The organism is Methylocystis sp. SB2, assembly GCF_049817085.1.
Lineage (GTDB): Bacteria > Pseudomonadota > Alphaproteobacteria > Rhizobiales > Beijerinckiaceae > Methylocystis > Methylocystis rosea.
Window position 1 is genome coordinate 2,923,616 of sequence record NZ_CP187401.1, and the last position, 15,465, is coordinate 2,939,080.

Here is a 15,465-nt window from a genome sequence, read left to right on the forward strand (position 1 = left end):
CGGCTGTCATTCGTGACGCCTGTGCGGAATGATGCTGGGGAGTTAAGCGCATGAAAGCCGGCGCAGCGCGCCAGCTCGACGCCTTTCTCGACATGCTGGCCGCGGAGCGCGGCGCGGCGCGCAACACGCAGGACGCCTATCGGCGCGATCTTTCCGATTACATTGCGCATCTTACCGCGAATGGCCGAGATCCCGGCGCCGCGACGACGGAAGACATCCGCGCCTATCTCGCCTCATTGGAGCCGCGCGGCATGTCGGCGGCGACGGTGGCGCGGCGCATTTCGGCGATTCGCCAGTTCCACAAGTTTCTCTACGTCGACCGCCATCGCGGCGACGACCCTGCCTCGGCGCTCGACGGACCGCGGATGCGGCGCAGCGCGCCCGGCGTATTCTCCACCGCGGAAATCGATCGGCTGCTCACGGTCGCGAGCGAAGGGCTCGATGACGAAACGCGGCCTGCTGGCGAACGGCTGCGGGCGGCGCGGCTCTATGCGCTGCTCGAAACGCTTTACGCCACCGGCCTGCGCGTCTCCGAACTTGTCTCGCTGCCCAAAAGCGCCGCGCATTCGCGCGATCCTTTCATCGCCATTCGTGGCAAGGGCGGGCGCGAGCGCCTGGCGCCGCTGACCGATCGCTCCCGCCGCGCGCTTCTTTCCTACCGCAAGCTGCTTGAGGAGATGGCGCCCGAACGCGCCGGCTCGAGCTTTCTCTTCCCCGCCGACAGCGACAGCGGTCATCTGACGCGCCAGGCCTTCGCGCGCGATCTCAAGGTGCTGGCGAGCGCCGCCGGCCTGCCGGCCGCCGACATGCATCCGCATGCGCTGCGCCATGCCTTTGCGAGCCATCTGCTGCAGAATGGCGCCGATCTGCGCGTGGTGCAGGAGCTGCTCGGCCATGCGGACATCTCGACGACGCAGATCTATACGCATGTGCTCGACGAGCGCATGCGGGCGATGGTGCGCGATCTGCATCCGCTGTCGGAGACGACGGACAAGCCGGGTTGAGCCGCCTTGGGCGCTTTTTCCGTTGAATGTTGAGACGCGCTCAACGTAAGCTTTTCCGCGCATTTGCGCGACCGAGGAGCTTGGCGATGGCGAAGAACGCGATGGACTTTCGGCCCGAGGAAGAGAATGTCGCCTATATCGGCGCCGGCGTGACGCTCAAGGGCGAAATCTCCGCCTCGGATCTCATCATCGTCGACGGCGCGATCGAGGGCGACGTCTCCGCGCGCGTCATTCAGGTCGGGCAGGGCGGCGTCATCCGCGGCAAGGTCAGCGCCACGGAAGCCGACGTCAGCGGCTGGATTTCCGATCATATCGAGATCAAGCAGCTGCTGGTCGTGCGCGCCACCGGACGCGTCGAGGGTAAAATCACCTATGGCGAGATCGAGCTGGAGAAGGGCGCCGTCATCGCCGGCGAACTGACCGCGATCGATGATTATCGCGCCGCGAAGGCCGCGCCGGCCAAGCCCGCCGCCGAACGCGTGGAGATCGCGGCCGCGCCGCCGAAACCCTCTTCGATCGATCGCATCAACGAGGCGGTGCGCGGCGCCAAGGGCGCCAAGGGCGCGCTCTATCTCGCCGCCGAGGGCGAGGCGAAGCGCGTCGCGACGCGCACGCTGCTCGGCCGCAAAACTTCAGCGGGCGGTTGAGGCTGATCGTTGCGCGACAGCTTGCCCGGCGGGCGGCGGCGGTCTATAGAACGCTCCTTCCCGCTCCCTTCGTCTAGCGGTCTAGGACGTCGCCCTCTCACGGCGAAAACAGGGGTTCGAGTCCCCTAGGGAGCGCCAACAGATAAGCGTTGGCGAAGCCGCCTATGTGCGGTCGCTCTTTTCTCAAATTTCGCTTCGGCCAAGCCGCGCGCACGCCACCGGCGGATAATAGGCCGTCCGGAACAGAACGCGCGTTGCGTCCCTCGACTCTCGTATGACAGTCTCAGGCGGCAGCTCGCGCAGTTCATCGGCCGAAAAATTCGCTGGCAATCCCACAGCGACGGCAATCCTGGAATGGATCGCCTTCCGAATAAGCGGCAGCGGATTTGGTAAAAAATCCCGCCAGCCGAAGCGCGCTTTCTTGAAATACTCCGGTCCGCCCCACGGCGGGTCGATATTCAGCGCATCGAATGAGAGCTTGGGATAGGCTTCCATCACGTCGTCATGAATGAAGTCGATGCGCTCTGAGACGCCATAGATCTCGGCGTTATGCTTCGCCATGGACAGCCGGTCGCGATCGACGTCGACGGCGATGACGCGCTTGCCGCATCGGGCGAAGCCGATCGCCGAGCCGCCGATGCCGCAAAAGGCGTCCAATACGGTGTGACCGCTCAGGAGATTGCCGATCTCCAGCGCAAAGCGTTCCGGCTTGACGGAGAAGAGGCCCACTTCATCGGTTTCGACGCCCTCATCCCATTTTGAAAACAGCTCGTAGCGACGATCCCAGTATTTTTGGGCGCCTTCGCCGAATGGATTATCGATGCTGGTCATCACGAGAGCGCATGAGGCTGAGCTTTTCGCACTCGATCATAGGGATCGATCCCAGGCAAGGGAGGGAAGCCGCTCACGCCCATCGCCAAACGCCTCGGCTCAAGAAAAAGCGCCCGGCCAGGTTGGCCGAGCGCAGTCGAAGAGGGAGAGGGGAGCTCCGTGTCATTGAACCGCCGGCGCTCAAAATTGTTCCAAGCGGCGCGACGCGGCGCTTTCATGAACGCGATCACAGCAAAAATTGCCGCTCTCCCCGCGTCCTCCCGCCGCCTTGACGAAACGGCTCCGCCTATGCCCATTGAGCGCGATTTTTTCGCCGCGCCGGCGCGCCATTGCGCCAGGGAGACATAGCCCATGAACATCCACGAATATCAGGCCAAGGCCGTTCTGCGCGAGTTCGGCGCGCCCGTCGCTGAAGGCTTCGCCGTGCTGCGCGCCGAAGATTCGCGCGCGGCGGCTGAAAAGCTCCCCGGCCCGGTCTATGTGGTGAAGGCGCAGATCCATGCCGGCGGGCGCGGCAAGGGCAAGTTCAAGGAAGCCAGCGCCGGCGACAAGGGCGGCGTGCGCATCGCCAAATCCATCGACGAGGCCGAGGCCTTCGCCAAAGAGATGCTGGGCGCGACGCTCGTCACGCAGCAGACCGGCGAGGCCGGCAAGCAGGTCAACCGCCTCTACATCGAAGACGGCGCCGCGATCGACAAGGAATTCTACCTGTCGATGCTGATCGATCGCGCGACCTCGCGCATCGCCTATGTGGTCTCCACCGAAGGCGGCATGGACATCGAGAAGGTGGCGCATGACACGCCCGAGAAGATCGTGACCTTCTCTGTCGATCCGGCGACGGGGCTGATGCCGCATCACGGCCGCCAGGTCGCCGCGGCGCTCGGCCTCACCGGCGATCTCGCCAAGCAGGCGGGCGCGCTGACCGAAAAGCTCTACGCCGCCTTTGTGGCCAAGGACATGGAGCTCTTGGAGATCAATCCGCTGATCGTCACCAAGGACGGGAAGCTGCGCTGCCTCGACGCCAAGGTCAGCTTTGAGAACAACGCGCTCTATCGCCACCCGGACATGGTCGAGCTGCGCGACAAGAGCGAAGAGGACGAGAAGGAGATCGAGGCGTCGAAATACGACCTCGCTTATATCTCGCTGCCCGGCAACATCGGCTGCATGGTCAATGGCGCCGGCCTCGCCATGGCGACGATGGACATCATCAAGCTCTACGGCGAATTTCCGGCGAACTTCCTTGATGTGGGCGGCGGGGCCACGACCGAGAAGGTCACGGCCGCGTTCAAGATCATCACCGCCGATCCGAATGTGAAGGGCATTCTCGTCAATATCTTCGGCGGCATCATGCGTTGCGACACCATCGCCGAAGGCGTGATCGCGGCCGTGAAGGAAGTGGGCCTCAAAGTGCCGCTGGTCGTGCGGCTTGAGGGCACCAATGTCGATCTTGGCAAGAAGATCATCAATGAGTCGGGGCTGAACGTCATTCCCGCCGACGATCTCGACGACGCGGCGCAAAAAATCGTCGCCGCGATCAGGCAGGCGTAAGCTTTCCTTTGAGCTTCTCCCGCAAATGGGAGAAGCCCTGCCGGGATTTCTTCCGCCTTGCGTCATCGGCCCAAAAGGGCCATCTTTAGGCGCGACCTTGGACTTTTAGGCCGCTGTTCCGCGTGGGGCGGCCTTTGCGCGCGATTGTCGCCTTTTAGGGAAGCGCCTGTGCCCAATTCAGCTCTTCTGTTTGCGTCTCCGGCCAGCCGCGCGAGACGCGCTCTGGCGCGCCTGTCGTGCATCTTGCTTGCGGGATCCGGCGCCTTCGGGCTCTCCTGCGACAGCAGCCTCGCGGCGCGGGAAAATATCATCGTCGCCCGGCCCTTCGAGGTCGGCTCCAGCCTGTCGGGCAATTATCTCGCCGCGATCGTCGCCGGCGCGCAGCGCGACACGCTCGCCGCCTCGACCTTCTTCCGCGAGGCCTTGCGCGACGATCCCAAGAACACCGATCTCGCCGACCGCGCCTTCGTCGCGGCGCTCGCCAACGGCAATATGTCGGAGGCCCTCTCGCTGACCGGCCGCGTGATCGCGCATGACCGCACGAACGGGCTCGCGCATCTCGCCCGCGGCGTCGATCTGATCAAGACTCGCAAATACGCCGCCGCGCGCGCCGAACTCGCCAAGGGCGGCGGCGATCGCCGTCGCGACATCACCTCGACGCTGCTCTCCGCATGGAGTTACGCCGGCGCCAAGGACACGCGTCGCGCCCTCGCAACGCTCGATACGCTCACTGACGACGCCTTCGTGGTGTTTCGCGACTATCATGCGGGTCTGATCGCCGATCTCGGCGGCGACAAGGCGGAGGCTGAAAAGCGCTTCAAGTCCGCCTATACCGCCGAGAAGAACACGCTCCGGCTTGTCGACGCCTATGCGCGCTTTCTCGCGACGAACGGACGGCGCGACGAGGCGAAGCAGCTCTACCTCTCCTTCGACGAGGTCGCGCCCAATCATCCGATCGTCGTCGCCGGCCTCGCCGCGCTCGATGAAGGCAAGCCGTTGCCGCCCTTCGTGCGCACCGCCGACGAAGGCGCGGGCGAAGTGCTGTATGGGCTGGGCGCCGTCGGCGGCCGCCAGGGCGACGAACTCGCCTCGCTGATCTATCTGCGCCTCGCGCTGCATCTTGCGCCGGAGAACGCTCTCGCCATCGTCACGCTCGGCGACGTCTATGAGCGCATGAAGCAGGAAGAGGCCGCCATCGATCTTTATCAAAGCGTGCCGAAAGACAGTCCGCTGCGCGTCAACGCCGACGTGCAGGCGGCGCTGCTGCTGGAGACGCTCGGCAAAACCAAAGAGGCGAGCGATAATCTCTCCGCGATCGTCGCAGCCAACCCCAAGAATCAGGAGGCGTTGACGGCGCTCGGCAATCTTCAGCGTTCGCGCAAGGCTTTCGCCGACGCCGCCGTGACCTATACGCGCGTGCTCGATTTGCGGTCCAAGGCGGACAAGAGTCTGTGGCTGCTCTACTATTATCGCGGCATCGCCAATGAACGGCGCAAGGATTGGCCGGCGGCGGAAGCCGATCTCAAAAAGGCGCTGGATCTCAACCCCGACCAGCCGCTGGTGTTGAACTATCTCGGCTATTCCTGGGTCGACAAGGGCTCCAATCTCGACGAAGCCTTCAAGATGCTGCGCCGCGCCGTCGATCTGCGGCAACGCGACGGCTATGTCGTCGACAGTCTCGGCTGGGCCTATTACCGCCTGGGGCGCTATGACGACGCCGTGCGCGAATTGGAGAAGGCGATCGACCTGAAGCCGTCAGACCCGGTGATCAACGATCATCTTGGCGACGCTTATTGGCGCGTGGGCCGCAAGCTCGAAGCGCGGTTCCAGTGGAACCATGCGCGCGACCTCAATCCCGAGCCCGACGAACTGCCGAAGATTCTCGATAAGATCAACAACGGCATGGCCGACAATCCGACGCTCGCCCATGACAAGGCGGCGCAGAACGGCGGGTGATTACGCCTTCTCGCCCGCCATCTCCAGCACGACGCGCCATTCTTCGTCGCTCACCGGCTGCACGGAGAGGCGCGAATTGTTGACGAGCACCATGTCCTTGAGGCGCGGCTCGGCTTTGATCTCGGCAAGCGTCACCGGCTTTTTCAAAGCCTTCATCGCCTTCACATCGACCATGCCGAATTTGCCGCTCTCGTCGGTGTGGTCGGGATAGTAGGTCTTGATGATCTCGACGATGCCGACGACCGCCTTGTCCTCGTTCGAATGATAGAAGAAGCCCTTTTCGCCCTTCTTCATCGCCATCAGATTGAGTTTAGCCGAGTGGTTGCGCACGCCGTTCCAGAACGTGCCCTTGGCGCCGGCCTCGACCTGCTGATCCCAGGACCAGCTCGACGGCTCGCTTTTTAACAGCCAATGCGCCACTAGAGCTGCGCTCCCACCACGCGTTTCCAGGGTTTCAGCTCCACCGAGGCGAAGAGGCCGGCGGCGGCGTAAGGGTCTTCGCCGAGCAGCGCGCGCGCCGCCGCCTCATTCTCGCAGTCGAGAATGAGCATCGAGCCGACGGGGGTCTCGCCGTCGAGAAAGGGACCGCCGAGCTTCACGCGCGCGGCGTGTTTGTCGAGGAAGGCGAGATGCGCGGCGCGGGTCGACATGCGCAGCTCGACGTGATTGGGCTTGTCCAGGCAAAGGGCGACGAACAACACAAGGGGCCTCGCGTAAGCGTGACGAAGGCGCAACTTGTTCCAAAGCGCGCGCCGCGGGTCAACAGCGCCGCCGCCGAAATGACGATTTCATATTCGAAGAGGCGAGGGCTTCTGGAAGGGGAAGGCGCCAGGCGATCGGGTGTGGAGGCGCGCTTTAGGCGCGCGTCGCCGGCGCCTCGAGCTCCTGCGCGACGACGCGGTCGCCAAAATCGATGATGGCTTCGCGCAAAGCGGCGATTTCGGCGTCGCTCGCCGCGATGGGAACAACGGACAAAGCCTTGGACCCGTTAGCGGCGCGGCGCAGATTGGCCCGCTCCGCGCGCAGCGCCTCGACGGCGCCTTGCAGCATGGCGTTGTCGGCGCGCGCCGATTCGAGCTTTCCGGCGGCGTCGTTCGCTTCGGCGCGGGCCACGCGCAGCGCGCCTTCCAACTGGTCGCCGTCGTTCTTTTGGCGTTCTTCAGCGGCTTTGAGCTGCGCCCGCGCCGAGTCGAGCTCGGCGGCGAGCGTCTCGCCCAGCGTGCGGGTCGCGGCAAGTTCGCCCGACATGCGCGTTAGCAGATCTTCAAGCTCCGTGGCCCGCGCGCCCGACTGTGCGGCGCGCACATGCTCGTCGCGCAAGACCTGCAGTTCGCGCTGCATCTCGCTATTGTGCTGATGCAGCGCCGCGACGCGCGCCTCATAGGCGGCGACGAAGCCGTCGAGCTGCGCCCCGGCGCCTTCGTCCTGCGCCGCCGTCTCCGATCGAATCAGGCGCAGCTGCGCGACGCGGCTTTCGGCGCGGTCGGTCATTTCATGCAGCGCTCTCTCGGTGGCGTTCAAAAGCTCGGTGCGTTCGCCCAAAACCTTCTCCGCCTCATTGGCGCGCATGTTCATGTCGCGGTTGTCGGCTTCGGCGCGATTGAGCTGCGTTTCGAGTTCGGCGATCCGGGCGACATGGCGCCCGACCGTCGCGAGATCATGCGCCCGCGCGGCTTGCGTCGCCTCCATCGCTTGTTCGAGCCGCCGCTCGCGCACGGCGAATTCGGCGCGCAGCAGATCGCGCTCGGCGACGACTTCCTCCATCGACATCGGCGCAAGCATCTGCAGCCGTCGCATCGACAGACGAAGCGCGCGCCGCCAGAAAGCGGGGAGGAACATCAAGGCGAAAAGCCCGGCGACGAGGAAGCCGAGCGCGAAATACATCGCTTGTTCGATCAAGACGCAGCAATCCTTGATCCGTCTCAAGGCGGACGGCGCTGCGGATTTTGCCACGTAATGACGCGGAACGCAAAGCACGGGCTATGGTTCGTCGGCGCGCGCGATGCAATACGACCGCGGCGCGCCGCGTCGTCCATTTGGATGACGACTTTGCCCCTAGCGGGCTGCAGAACGGCGGAAGCAACGGCCGCTGGCGTTGCTCGCTGAAAGCAGGAGAAGCCAAATGAATTTATCCGCTGGCGTTTTTTGCGGTGGCGGCGCGCCCGGCGCGCCGCGATTCGGGCAGGCTCGCCGATGAGCGCCATGCGCTGTCCCGGCGCTCCCGCGCTTCTTGTCGGCGATCCGGCCGAAAGAAGCCCGCAAGGCGCCAATGAGCGAGTCTTCGCCACCACGCTTGCGGCGGATGAAAGCGTTCTCGCCGCGGCGCAAACGCAGGCCGCGCCGGCTGCGCGCATCCGATTCGCGCCGATTTGCGTTGAAAACGACTGTGCGCATTGGAGCGGCGGCGGATGCGCCGTGCTCGGCCGCATCGCGCAACTGCTCGCTGAGGCGGCTGCGCCATTGAAGCGCAGTCCCGCCTACGAATGCAGCATTCGTCATGATTGCCGCTGGCGCGGGCAGCGCGGCGACGAGGCCTGCGGGATTTGCGGATTCGTCGCCAGGGAGCCGCTCGCTCCATCTCCGCCGCGCGCGGGCGCGCGCCGCCACCCGGTCCTTTGAACGGGGCTTTTGCGCCTTAAGTCGGCGCGTCGGATCGGATCAGAACGGGTTCCAGGTCGATTCCGGCGTGAATTTCAGATAGCCGAGATTGAGGCCGAGCCGCGCGCCAAGTCCCGAGCGCACCGGCATGACGACGACCTCGTCATTGTTGAGCGCAGTGAATCCGAGGCCGCCGACGAGATAGGCTGATCCGGCGGCGCCGGAGAACCGCCGATAGATAGAGTCGACCGACGGCAGATTATAAACGAGCATCATCGTCCGATCGCCGTCGGCGCCGGCGTCGAGGCCAATCGATGGGCCCTGCCAAAACACGCGCTGCTGGCCGGCGTTGCGCGTATACATCCTGCCCTGGCCGTAGCGGAGCCCGCCAACGAAAGCGCCGCTCGCTTCCTCGCCGAGGATGTAAGCGTTCGGACTGCCCCACTGCCGCGACGCGCGCTCGACGCCTTCGGCGAGGCCGCGCGAAATAGAGCCGAAAAAGCGGTGGCCGTTCTCGACGATCTCTCCGCTGGAATAGGTTTCGGGCCGCTGCGCCGCGCGGGCGAAAGAACCAGGAGCCGCCCAAGCGCAGGCCGAAGCGGCGGCGAGGCGAAACAGGTCGCGGCGCGAGGCGGCGTTGAACGAAGATTTGCTCATGACGACGAACTCCAGGACGAACGTGTTCAAGCGCCATGCGTCGGCGTCAACGATGGCCGACCCGCGGCGCAGTTGCGTCGCAAAGGCGACAGGCGGACTTGCGCCCGTCAAAGTCGCGCGCCGTAGTTAAGGAAGCGTTGCGGCGGCTTCGAGCGCCGCCGCGTCGGCCCAGGCGATGAACGGACCATTGCGATAATCGTCGGCCTTCTTGCCATAGCGCAGCGGCGCGCCATCCGGATCGAGCGTGACGCCGCCGGCCGCGCGCAGCACGGCGTCGCCCGCAGCGGTGTCCCATTCCATCGTCGGTCCGAAACGCGGATAGACGTCCGCCTCGCCGTTGGCCAGCAGGCAGAATTTAATCGAGGAGCCGACGGGCGCGCTGCGCGCGATGCGCTGTCGCGAGAGAAACGTCTTCGTCGCCTCGTCGAGGTGAGACTTCGAAATCAACGCGACCAGCCCTTCCGGGGGACGCTGCCGCGCGCGCAGCGGACGCCAGTCCTGCATCGGCGGCAAGGACCCGCCGGGGACCGCCTGCGCCTCATAGCCCTGCGCGCCGGCGAACCAGATGCGGCCTTGCGCCGGCGCGTAAACCGCGCCAACGCGCGGCGCGTTCTTCTCCGCGAGCGCCACATTGATGGTGAAATCCGAGCTGCGGGCGAGAAACTCGCGCGTCCCGTCAATCGGATCGATCAACAAAAAGGCGTCGGCAGCGTCCAGCGTCTTGCCGCGCGCGACGCTCTCCTCGGCCAAAAAGGGCACGCCGGGCAGCGCCGCTTCGAGTTCGCGGAGCAGATAGGCCTCGATCCGCTCGTCCGCTTCGGTCACGGGCGACGTATCGCCCTTGAGTCGCGACTCGATGTTTGCATTGGCCAGCGTCTCCATCGCCAGCGCGCCCGCCGCAATCGCCATATTCGCGAAAAGGCGGGCGAGGTCTTCGATGTCGCCAGACGCGCTCGCCGACTGAACAAATCTCTCCCCCGCCATCGTTCGATTCCCCCAACGTTTGTTGGCGATTCACGCGCATGTCATTTGCAATCCGCGCGGCGCCCGCTAGTTTCGTTTTAGCCTGAACGCAGTGATTCGCGCGCCGCGTCAGTCCGCCGCGCATCATATAGGAAGACGGGATCAAGCTTTCTTGAGACGTCGCCGCCTTCACCCGCTTTGGATGGCATCATGACCAAATTCTCGCTCGACCCACTCGATCTCGCCGCGCTCCTGTCCTCTCGGGTCTGTCACGACGTCATTTCGCCGGTGGGCGCGATCGTCAATGGTCTTGAAGTGCTCGAGGAGGAGAAGGACGCCGAGATGCGCGGCCATGCGCTGGCGCTGATCAAATCGAGCGCCAATGAGGCTTCGGCGCGGCTGCAGTTTTGCCGGCTCGCCTTCGGCGCCGCGGGTTCGAAGGGCGCCTCGATCGACACGGGCGACGCCGAACTGGTGACGCGCCAGCTGATCGCCGACGATCGCACGCAACTCTTTTGGAGCGTTCCGCGCGTGCTGATGTCCAAGAACAAGGTCAAGCTGCTGCTGAACCTCTGCGTCTTGGCCGACGCGGCGATCCCGCGTGGCGGCGTGATTTCCGTGAGCTCGGCGGGTGAAGACGATCGGGTGACGTTCAGGATCGAGGCGAAAGGCGTCAATGCGCGTGTCGCGTCGAACGTTCCTCGGTTGCTGGAAGGCGAATCGGAAGAGGGCGCGATCGACGCCCGCGCCATTCAGGCCTATTACGCCGGTCTCGTGGCCACTTCCTGCGGCATGCAGGTTGTTGTTTCCAGCGAGCCGGAACTCGTGACGATCGAAGCGATCCCTGTCCAAGCGGCGGCGGGGATGGATGCGCCTGCAGAGAGCGCCGTCGCCTGAAGCCAAGGCCGGGGAGGGGCGAGCGTTGCGGGATCCGCGCGAGACCCGCGCGGATCCTGCCGTTTTCGACGAAGCGTATCAGCTATGCGCAGCCGTGTTATTCGGCGCTGGTGCTTCGCTGAGTCGCGCGCGGCAACGCCTTGGCGTCGCGCAGATGATTCTCCAGCATCGGAATGGCGCTCTGCGCCCATCGCTTCAGATCGGCGTTCTGACCGTTCTTCGCGTAGCTTTCGAAAAGCTTCACAGCCTTCTCGTGTCCGTCGATCTGCTGTGTCCGGAAGCGGTCTTCGAAGCGCGCGCCAGTCGCTGAAGTCAATTGCTGCAGAAGATTCTGGTGTTCTTTGTCGAGCGCGTTCGGAGCGTTGATCCCGCCTTGCTGCAGGATCGGCTTCAGTTCGTCGTCCATGTTCGTATGATCTCTTACGATCCTACGGGCATAGTCGAGGAAGTCCTGAGTGTTCGCCTTGTTCTGAGCTTCGCGTCCGGCCTGGATTTCAAAATTGCCGATGTTCCAGGCCTTGTCCACGAAGTTCTGGGTCGTGGCGTCCACTCGGTTTGTTCGGGTCATCGTGGCCGTTGAGCCGGATTTCGACCACGACGCGGCCAGCGTGTAACCGGGCGCCATAAGCGAAAGCGCAATGGCTCCCGCCAACAGGGGTTTCCTCATCTTCGTCTCCTCGACGTTTGGCCCCCGCACCGTAAACTGATCGCGCACACGGCTGTTCCGCGAGATGCTTCAGTTGGCAAAAAGAAAACGCCGCATCCTCGGACGCGGCGTTTGGCCTTGCGCTCGTGATCGCGCTTTTGCTTCAACGTTGGCGATGGCGCCGTATCAGGCGGTGATGCGTTCTTCCGCTTCGCTGGGCTCGCGCAGCACATAGCCGCGGCCCCAAACGGTCTCGATGTAGTTGCGGCCTTCGCTGGCGTTGGCGAGCTTCTTGCGCAATTTGCAAATGAACACGTCGATGATCTTCAATTCGGGCTCGTCCATCCCGCCATAAAGATGATTGAGGAACATCTCCTTCGTCAGCGTCGTGCCCTTGCGCAGCGAGAGCAGCTCCAGCATCTGATATTCCTTGCCGGTCAGATGCACGCGGGCGCCGCTGACTTCCACCGTCTTCTGGTCGAGATTGACGATGAGGTCGCCGGTGATGATGATCGATTGGGCGTGGCCCTTCGAGCGTCGGACGATGGCGTGAATGCGCGCGACGAGTTCGTCCTTGTGAAAGGGCTTCGTCAGATAGTCATCGGCGCCGAAGCCTAGGCCCTTCACCTTGTCTTCGATGCCGGCGAGTCCGGAGAGAATGAGGATCGGGGTCTTCACCTTGGCGACGCGCAGCGTGCGCAGCACCTCATAGCCGGACATGTCGGGTAGGTTAAGGTCGAGAAGAATAATGTCGTAATCATAGAGCTTGCCGAGGTCGATGCCCTCTTCGCCGAGATCGGTCGTATAGACGTTGAAGTTCTCGGATTTGAGCATGAGCTCAATACTTTGAGCCGTCGCGCTGTCGTCTTCGATCAATAAAACGCGCATGTTGGTTCCCCACCGAGCTCCATCGTCCGCGACCGATCGCGCGAAGGACGCGCGCCGGCGGCCGGCGAGAGTCCTCGCCTCAGCGACCTGACCGACCTTCCAGCGAAGGTAAGCGGAATTGGTTAATAAACCTTCACTTACGCCTCAAACGCTGCCCTAAATCTTAATCTTGGGCGGTAAGCAAGGCGGACGCGTCACGCTACGTCTGGAAGGACACGGACAGCGACGCGCGAATCACGCGTCATTTCCAATCTATACGCCGCCGCGAGTCTGTGGGGCAAAGACAAAATACGCGGCGCGTAACGAATTGCGCCGCGCACGGCGCGCATGCGGGCAGGGCGCTCATCGGGCGCTTGTTGGGCGCTCGTTGGTCTCACGAGCGCCATCGCCGCGCCCCATACGCGGCCTCAATGAGGCGGGCGACGACACGCTTACCAAGAGAGCGCAGCCGATGACGCGCAAAACGCTTCACGCTTCTGATCCAGTCGTTTCGCACCGTCCGCGCGCTCTTGCCAAACTGAGACGACTGGTCATATTATGACGCCATGAGCCGACGCGACGCCAAAGAGCTGAAGGAGAAGCTTCTGGACCGGGGAGTCGCCCTGCTGATGGAGCAGGGCTATCACGGCACCGGGCTCCAGGAGCTGGTCAAGAGCGTCGGCGTGCCGAAGGGCTCCTTCTATAACTATTTCGAGAGCAAAGAGGCCTTCAGCGCCGAGGTCGTCGCACATTACATCGAACCGTTCATCAAACGGCTCGACGCACAGCTTCAGCGAAAGGATCTTGAGGCCGCGACGGCGCTGCGCGCCTACTTCGACGAACTGATTGAAGAGACGGAACGCCTGGATTTCCGGGGCGGATGCCTGCTCGGCAATCTCATCGGCGAGATCGGCGACACGAGCGATCTCTGCCAGACTTCGCTGCGCGAGGCCGTGCACCGCTATCGCGACAAGCTGCGGGAGGGAATCGCCCGCGCTCAGCGGGAGGGCAGTTTCCGCACGGACATGGACGCGAAGGAAATGGCTGACCTTCTCGTCAATTTCTGGCAGGGCGCGTTGCTGCGCATGAAGATCGAGCGCTCGGTGCGTCCGCTGACGCAGTTCTGCGACATGTTGCTCAACGGCTACTTCAAGGCGTGATCCATTTGCGCCCTAATGAGACGACCGGTCATATCATTTTGGGCTCTAAGTAGGGGAAAGACGATGCCGAAATTCATCATCGAACGGGACATCCCCGGCGCCGGGAAGATGACGCAGGCCGATCTCCAGGCGATCTCGCAGCGCTCCTGCGCCGTCCTGCGCGCGCTTGGCCCGCAGACCCAATGGGTCGAAAGCTATGTCACCGACGATAAGGTCTACTGCGTCTACATCGCCGAGAACGCGGCGGCGATCAAAGAGCATGCGGAGCAAGGAGGCTTTCCGGCCAATCGGATCAGCGAAATCAGGGCGATCATTGACCCTGCGACCGCCTGACCGGGGCCTGACCAACAAGGAGAGTGGTTCGAATGAAAAACTTGCCGTCACGCGCAGTTCTCTGCGCGCTTCTTTTGGGGGGCGCGCTTGCGCCCGCCATCGCGGATGAGACCTGCAACTCGCCCTTCATGAGCGGGTTGATCAAGGGACAGGAGCAATATCTCCACGTCTGGACGCTCGGCGAGAAAGGCGTCGGCGATGGATCCGACAAGCTCGTCACGATCGACGTCATTCCCGGCTCCGCGACCTACGGAAAGGTGATTCACACGATCGCCGTCGGCGGGCGCGGCGAAGCACATCACATGGGATTCACCGACGATCGCAAATATCTCTGGGCGGGCCGTCTCGACGACAGCAAGATTTTCATCTTCGACGTCGGCTCCGATCCCTCGACGCCGAAGCTCGTCAAAACCATCGACAATCTTGCCGAGAGCACGGGCTATGTCGGCCCGCACACCTTCTACGCGCTGCCTGGCCGCATGCTGGTGCAAGCGCTTTCGAACAAGAAGGATCACGGCGGCGTCACCGGGCTGATCACCTACAACAACGCCGGCGAACTCGTCACGACGACGCCGATGCCGCTCAATGACGGCGGCGACGGCTATGGCTACGACATCGCCATCAATCCCGCCCAGAACCGCATGCTGACGTCGAGCTTCACCGGCTGGACCAATTATATGATGGATCTTTCCCAGCTCATCCAAGACGATTCCGCGATGAAGAATTTCGGGAACACGATGGTGATGTGGGACTTGAAGGCGATGCAGCCTCTCAAGGTGTTTTCCGTTCCCGGCGCGCCGCTCGAAATTCGCTGGGCGCTGAAGCCGGGCGCCAATTGGGCGATCACCGCCGGCGCGCTCACTTCGAAACTCTACTTGATCAAAGAGGACGAGAAGCACGAGTGGCAGGCGAAAGCCGTCGCCGACGTCGGCGATCCATCGAAAATTCCCTTGCCTGTCGACATCTCGATTTCGTCCGACGCATCGTCGCTCTGGGTCAACACATTCATGGACGGAACGGCGCGGCTGTTCGATCTTTCCAATCCGGAAGCGCCCAAACAGGTCTATGCGAAAAAGATCGGCGCGCAGGTGAATATGGTCTCGCAAAGCTGGGACGGGAAGCGCGTCTATTTCACCACCTCGCTGCTCGCCAACTGGGACAAGAAGAACGCTGACAACGAGCAGTTCCTCAAGGGCTACTCATGGGACGGGAAGGAGCTTAGGGACGATTTCGTCGTCGACTTCCATAAGGAAGGCCTCGGCCGCGCGCATCATATGAAATTCACCGCGCGCGCCCAGAAGGCCGAGCTGCCGTGACGGGCAAAGCGCCACAGACGGAGGGCGCACTCGCGCCCTTCG

17 protein-coding genes and 1 tRNA gene are annotated in these 15,465 nt (G+C 63.5%); 10 read left to right on the plus strand and 8 right to left on the minus strand.

Features of this window, described 5'->3' with window-relative positions:
* The first annotated feature begins 50 nt into the window (after positions 1 to 50).
* The 3 genes from ACPS74_RS14280 to ACPS74_RS14290 all read left to right on the plus strand — a co-directional run bounded on the left by ACPS74_RS14280 (position 51) and on the right by ACPS74_RS14290 (position 1,789).
* Positions 51 to 1,004, plus strand: a complete 954-nt coding sequence (locus ACPS74_RS14280; protein ID WP_029651600.1) for a tyrosine recombinase — start codon at positions 51 to 53, stop codon at positions 1,002 to 1,004.
* An 86-nt stretch (positions 1,005 to 1,090) separates the two neighbouring features.
* The gene (locus tag ACPS74_RS14285; RefSeq protein WP_029651599.1) at positions 1,091 to 1,651 is read left to right on the plus strand and encodes a bactofilin family protein; all 561 of its coding nucleotides are present in this window, start codon (positions 1,091 to 1,093) and stop codon (positions 1,649 to 1,651) included.
* Positions 1,652 to 1,713: 62 nt separating this feature from the next.
* Positions 1,714 to 1,789, plus strand: a tRNA-Glu gene (locus tag ACPS74_RS14290).
* A gap of 45 nt (positions 1,790 to 1,834) precedes the next feature.
* Here the strand turns inward: ACPS74_RS14290 and ACPS74_RS14295 are convergent.
* Entirely contained in the window at positions 1,835 to 2,482 is a 648-nt protein-coding gene (locus ACPS74_RS14295; RefSeq protein WP_029651598.1) for a methyltransferase domain-containing protein, read from the minus strand.
* A 351-nt stretch (positions 2,483 to 2,833) separates the two neighbouring features.
* On the opposite strand from ACPS74_RS14295, the gene sucC reads away from it, so the two are divergent.
* Both sucC and ACPS74_RS14305 read left to right on the plus strand, forming a co-directional pair.
* Positions 2,834 to 4,030, plus strand: a complete 1,197-nt coding sequence (sucC, locus tag ACPS74_RS14300; protein WP_018407248.1) for an ADP-forming succinate--CoA ligase subunit beta — start codon at positions 2,834 to 2,836, stop codon at positions 4,028 to 4,030.
* Positions 4,031 to 4,273: 243 nt separating this feature from the next.
* On the plus strand, positions 4,274 to 5,986 hold the full coding sequence (locus tag ACPS74_RS14305; RefSeq protein WP_036242114.1) for a tetratricopeptide repeat protein: 1,713 nt from the start codon (positions 4,274 to 4,276) through the stop codon (positions 5,984 to 5,986).
* Here the strand turns inward: ACPS74_RS14305 and ACPS74_RS14310 are convergent, their stop codons facing one another.
* The 3 genes from ACPS74_RS14310 to ACPS74_RS14320 all read right to left on the minus strand — a co-directional run bounded on the left by ACPS74_RS14310 (position 5,987) and on the right by ACPS74_RS14320 (position 7,885).
* Positions 5,987 to 6,406, minus strand: coding sequence for an EVE domain-containing protein (locus ACPS74_RS14310; protein WP_029651595.1), 420 nt, complete (start codon positions 6,404 to 6,406; stop codon positions 5,987 to 5,989).
* The gene (locus ACPS74_RS14315; protein ID WP_029651594.1) at positions 6,406 to 6,687 is read right to left on the minus strand and encodes a YciI family protein; all 282 of its coding nucleotides are present in this window, start codon (positions 6,685 to 6,687) and stop codon (positions 6,406 to 6,408) included. The genes ACPS74_RS14310 and ACPS74_RS14315 overlap by 1 nt, the downstream gene beginning before the upstream one ends.
* A 154-nt stretch (positions 6,688 to 6,841) precedes the next feature.
* Positions 6,842 to 7,885: a hypothetical protein gene (locus ACPS74_RS14320; RefSeq protein ID WP_239754927.1), complete on the minus strand. Its 1,044-nt coding sequence runs from the start codon at positions 7,883 to 7,885 to the stop codon at positions 6,842 to 6,844.
* Positions 7,886 to 8,179: 294 nt separating this feature from the next.
* Here ACPS74_RS14320 and ACPS74_RS14325 point away from each other — a divergent pair, with 294 nt between their 5' ends.
* A complete protein-coding gene (locus ACPS74_RS14325; RefSeq protein ID WP_036242109.1) occupies positions 8,180 to 8,605 on the plus strand; it encodes a hypothetical protein in 426 nt (141 codons plus the stop codon).
* Between the two features lie 39 nt (positions 8,606 to 8,644).
* On the opposite strand, the gene ACPS74_RS14330 is transcribed toward ACPS74_RS14325, so the two are convergent.
* Both ACPS74_RS14330 and cysQ read right to left on the minus strand, forming a co-directional pair.
* Positions 8,645 to 9,241 carry a DUF1134 domain-containing protein gene (locus ACPS74_RS14330; protein WP_029651590.1) on the minus strand — a complete coding sequence of 199 codons (597 nt, stop codon included), beginning with the start codon at positions 9,239 to 9,241 and terminating at the stop codon, positions 8,645 to 8,647.
* Between the two features lie 126 nt (positions 9,242 to 9,367).
* Entirely contained in the window at positions 9,368 to 10,225 is an 858-nt protein-coding gene (cysQ, locus tag ACPS74_RS14335) for a 3'(2'),5'-bisphosphate nucleotidase CysQ (protein WP_029651589.1), read from the minus strand.
* A gap of 189 nt (positions 10,226 to 10,414) precedes the next feature.
* Here cysQ and chpT point away from each other — a divergent pair, with 189 nt between their 5' ends.
* Positions 10,415 to 11,101: a histidine phosphotransferase ChpT gene (chpT, locus tag ACPS74_RS14340; protein WP_029651588.1), complete on the plus strand. Its 687-nt coding sequence runs from the start codon at positions 10,415 to 10,417 to the stop codon at positions 11,099 to 11,101.
* Positions 11,102 to 11,198: 97 nt separating this feature from the next.
* On the opposite strand, the gene ACPS74_RS14345 is transcribed toward chpT, so the two are convergent.
* Together ACPS74_RS14345 and ctrA are read right to left on the minus strand one after the other, a co-directional pair.
* The gene (locus ACPS74_RS14345) at positions 11,199 to 11,768 is read right to left on the minus strand and encodes a DUF4142 domain-containing protein (protein WP_239754925.1); all 570 of its coding nucleotides are present in this window, start codon (positions 11,766 to 11,768) and stop codon (positions 11,199 to 11,201) included.
* Between the two features lie 165 nt (positions 11,769 to 11,933).
* Positions 11,934 to 12,635: a response regulator transcription factor CtrA gene (gene ctrA / locus ACPS74_RS14350; protein WP_018407261.1), complete on the minus strand. Its 702-nt coding sequence runs from the start codon at positions 12,633 to 12,635 to the stop codon at positions 11,934 to 11,936.
* 545 nt (positions 12,636 to 13,180) lie between these two features.
* Here ctrA and ACPS74_RS14355 point away from each other — a divergent pair.
* The 3 genes from ACPS74_RS14355 (at position 13,181) to ACPS74_RS14365 (ending at position 15,423) form a co-directional block, all read left to right on the plus strand.
* On the plus strand, positions 13,181 to 13,774 hold the full coding sequence (locus ACPS74_RS14355) for a TetR/AcrR family transcriptional regulator (RefSeq protein ID WP_029651586.1): 594 nt from the start codon (positions 13,181 to 13,183) through the stop codon (positions 13,772 to 13,774).
* Positions 13,775 to 13,837: 63 nt separating this feature from the next.
* Positions 13,838 to 14,107, plus strand: coding sequence for a DUF4242 domain-containing protein (locus ACPS74_RS14360; RefSeq protein WP_029651585.1), 270 nt, complete (start codon positions 13,838 to 13,840; stop codon positions 14,105 to 14,107).
* Positions 14,108 to 14,139: 32 nt separating this feature from the next.
* A complete protein-coding gene (locus ACPS74_RS14365; protein WP_029651584.1) occupies positions 14,140 to 15,423 on the plus strand; it encodes a selenium-binding protein SBP56-related protein in 1,284 nt (427 codons plus the stop codon).
* Positions 15,424 to 15,465: the final 42 nt, after the last annotated feature.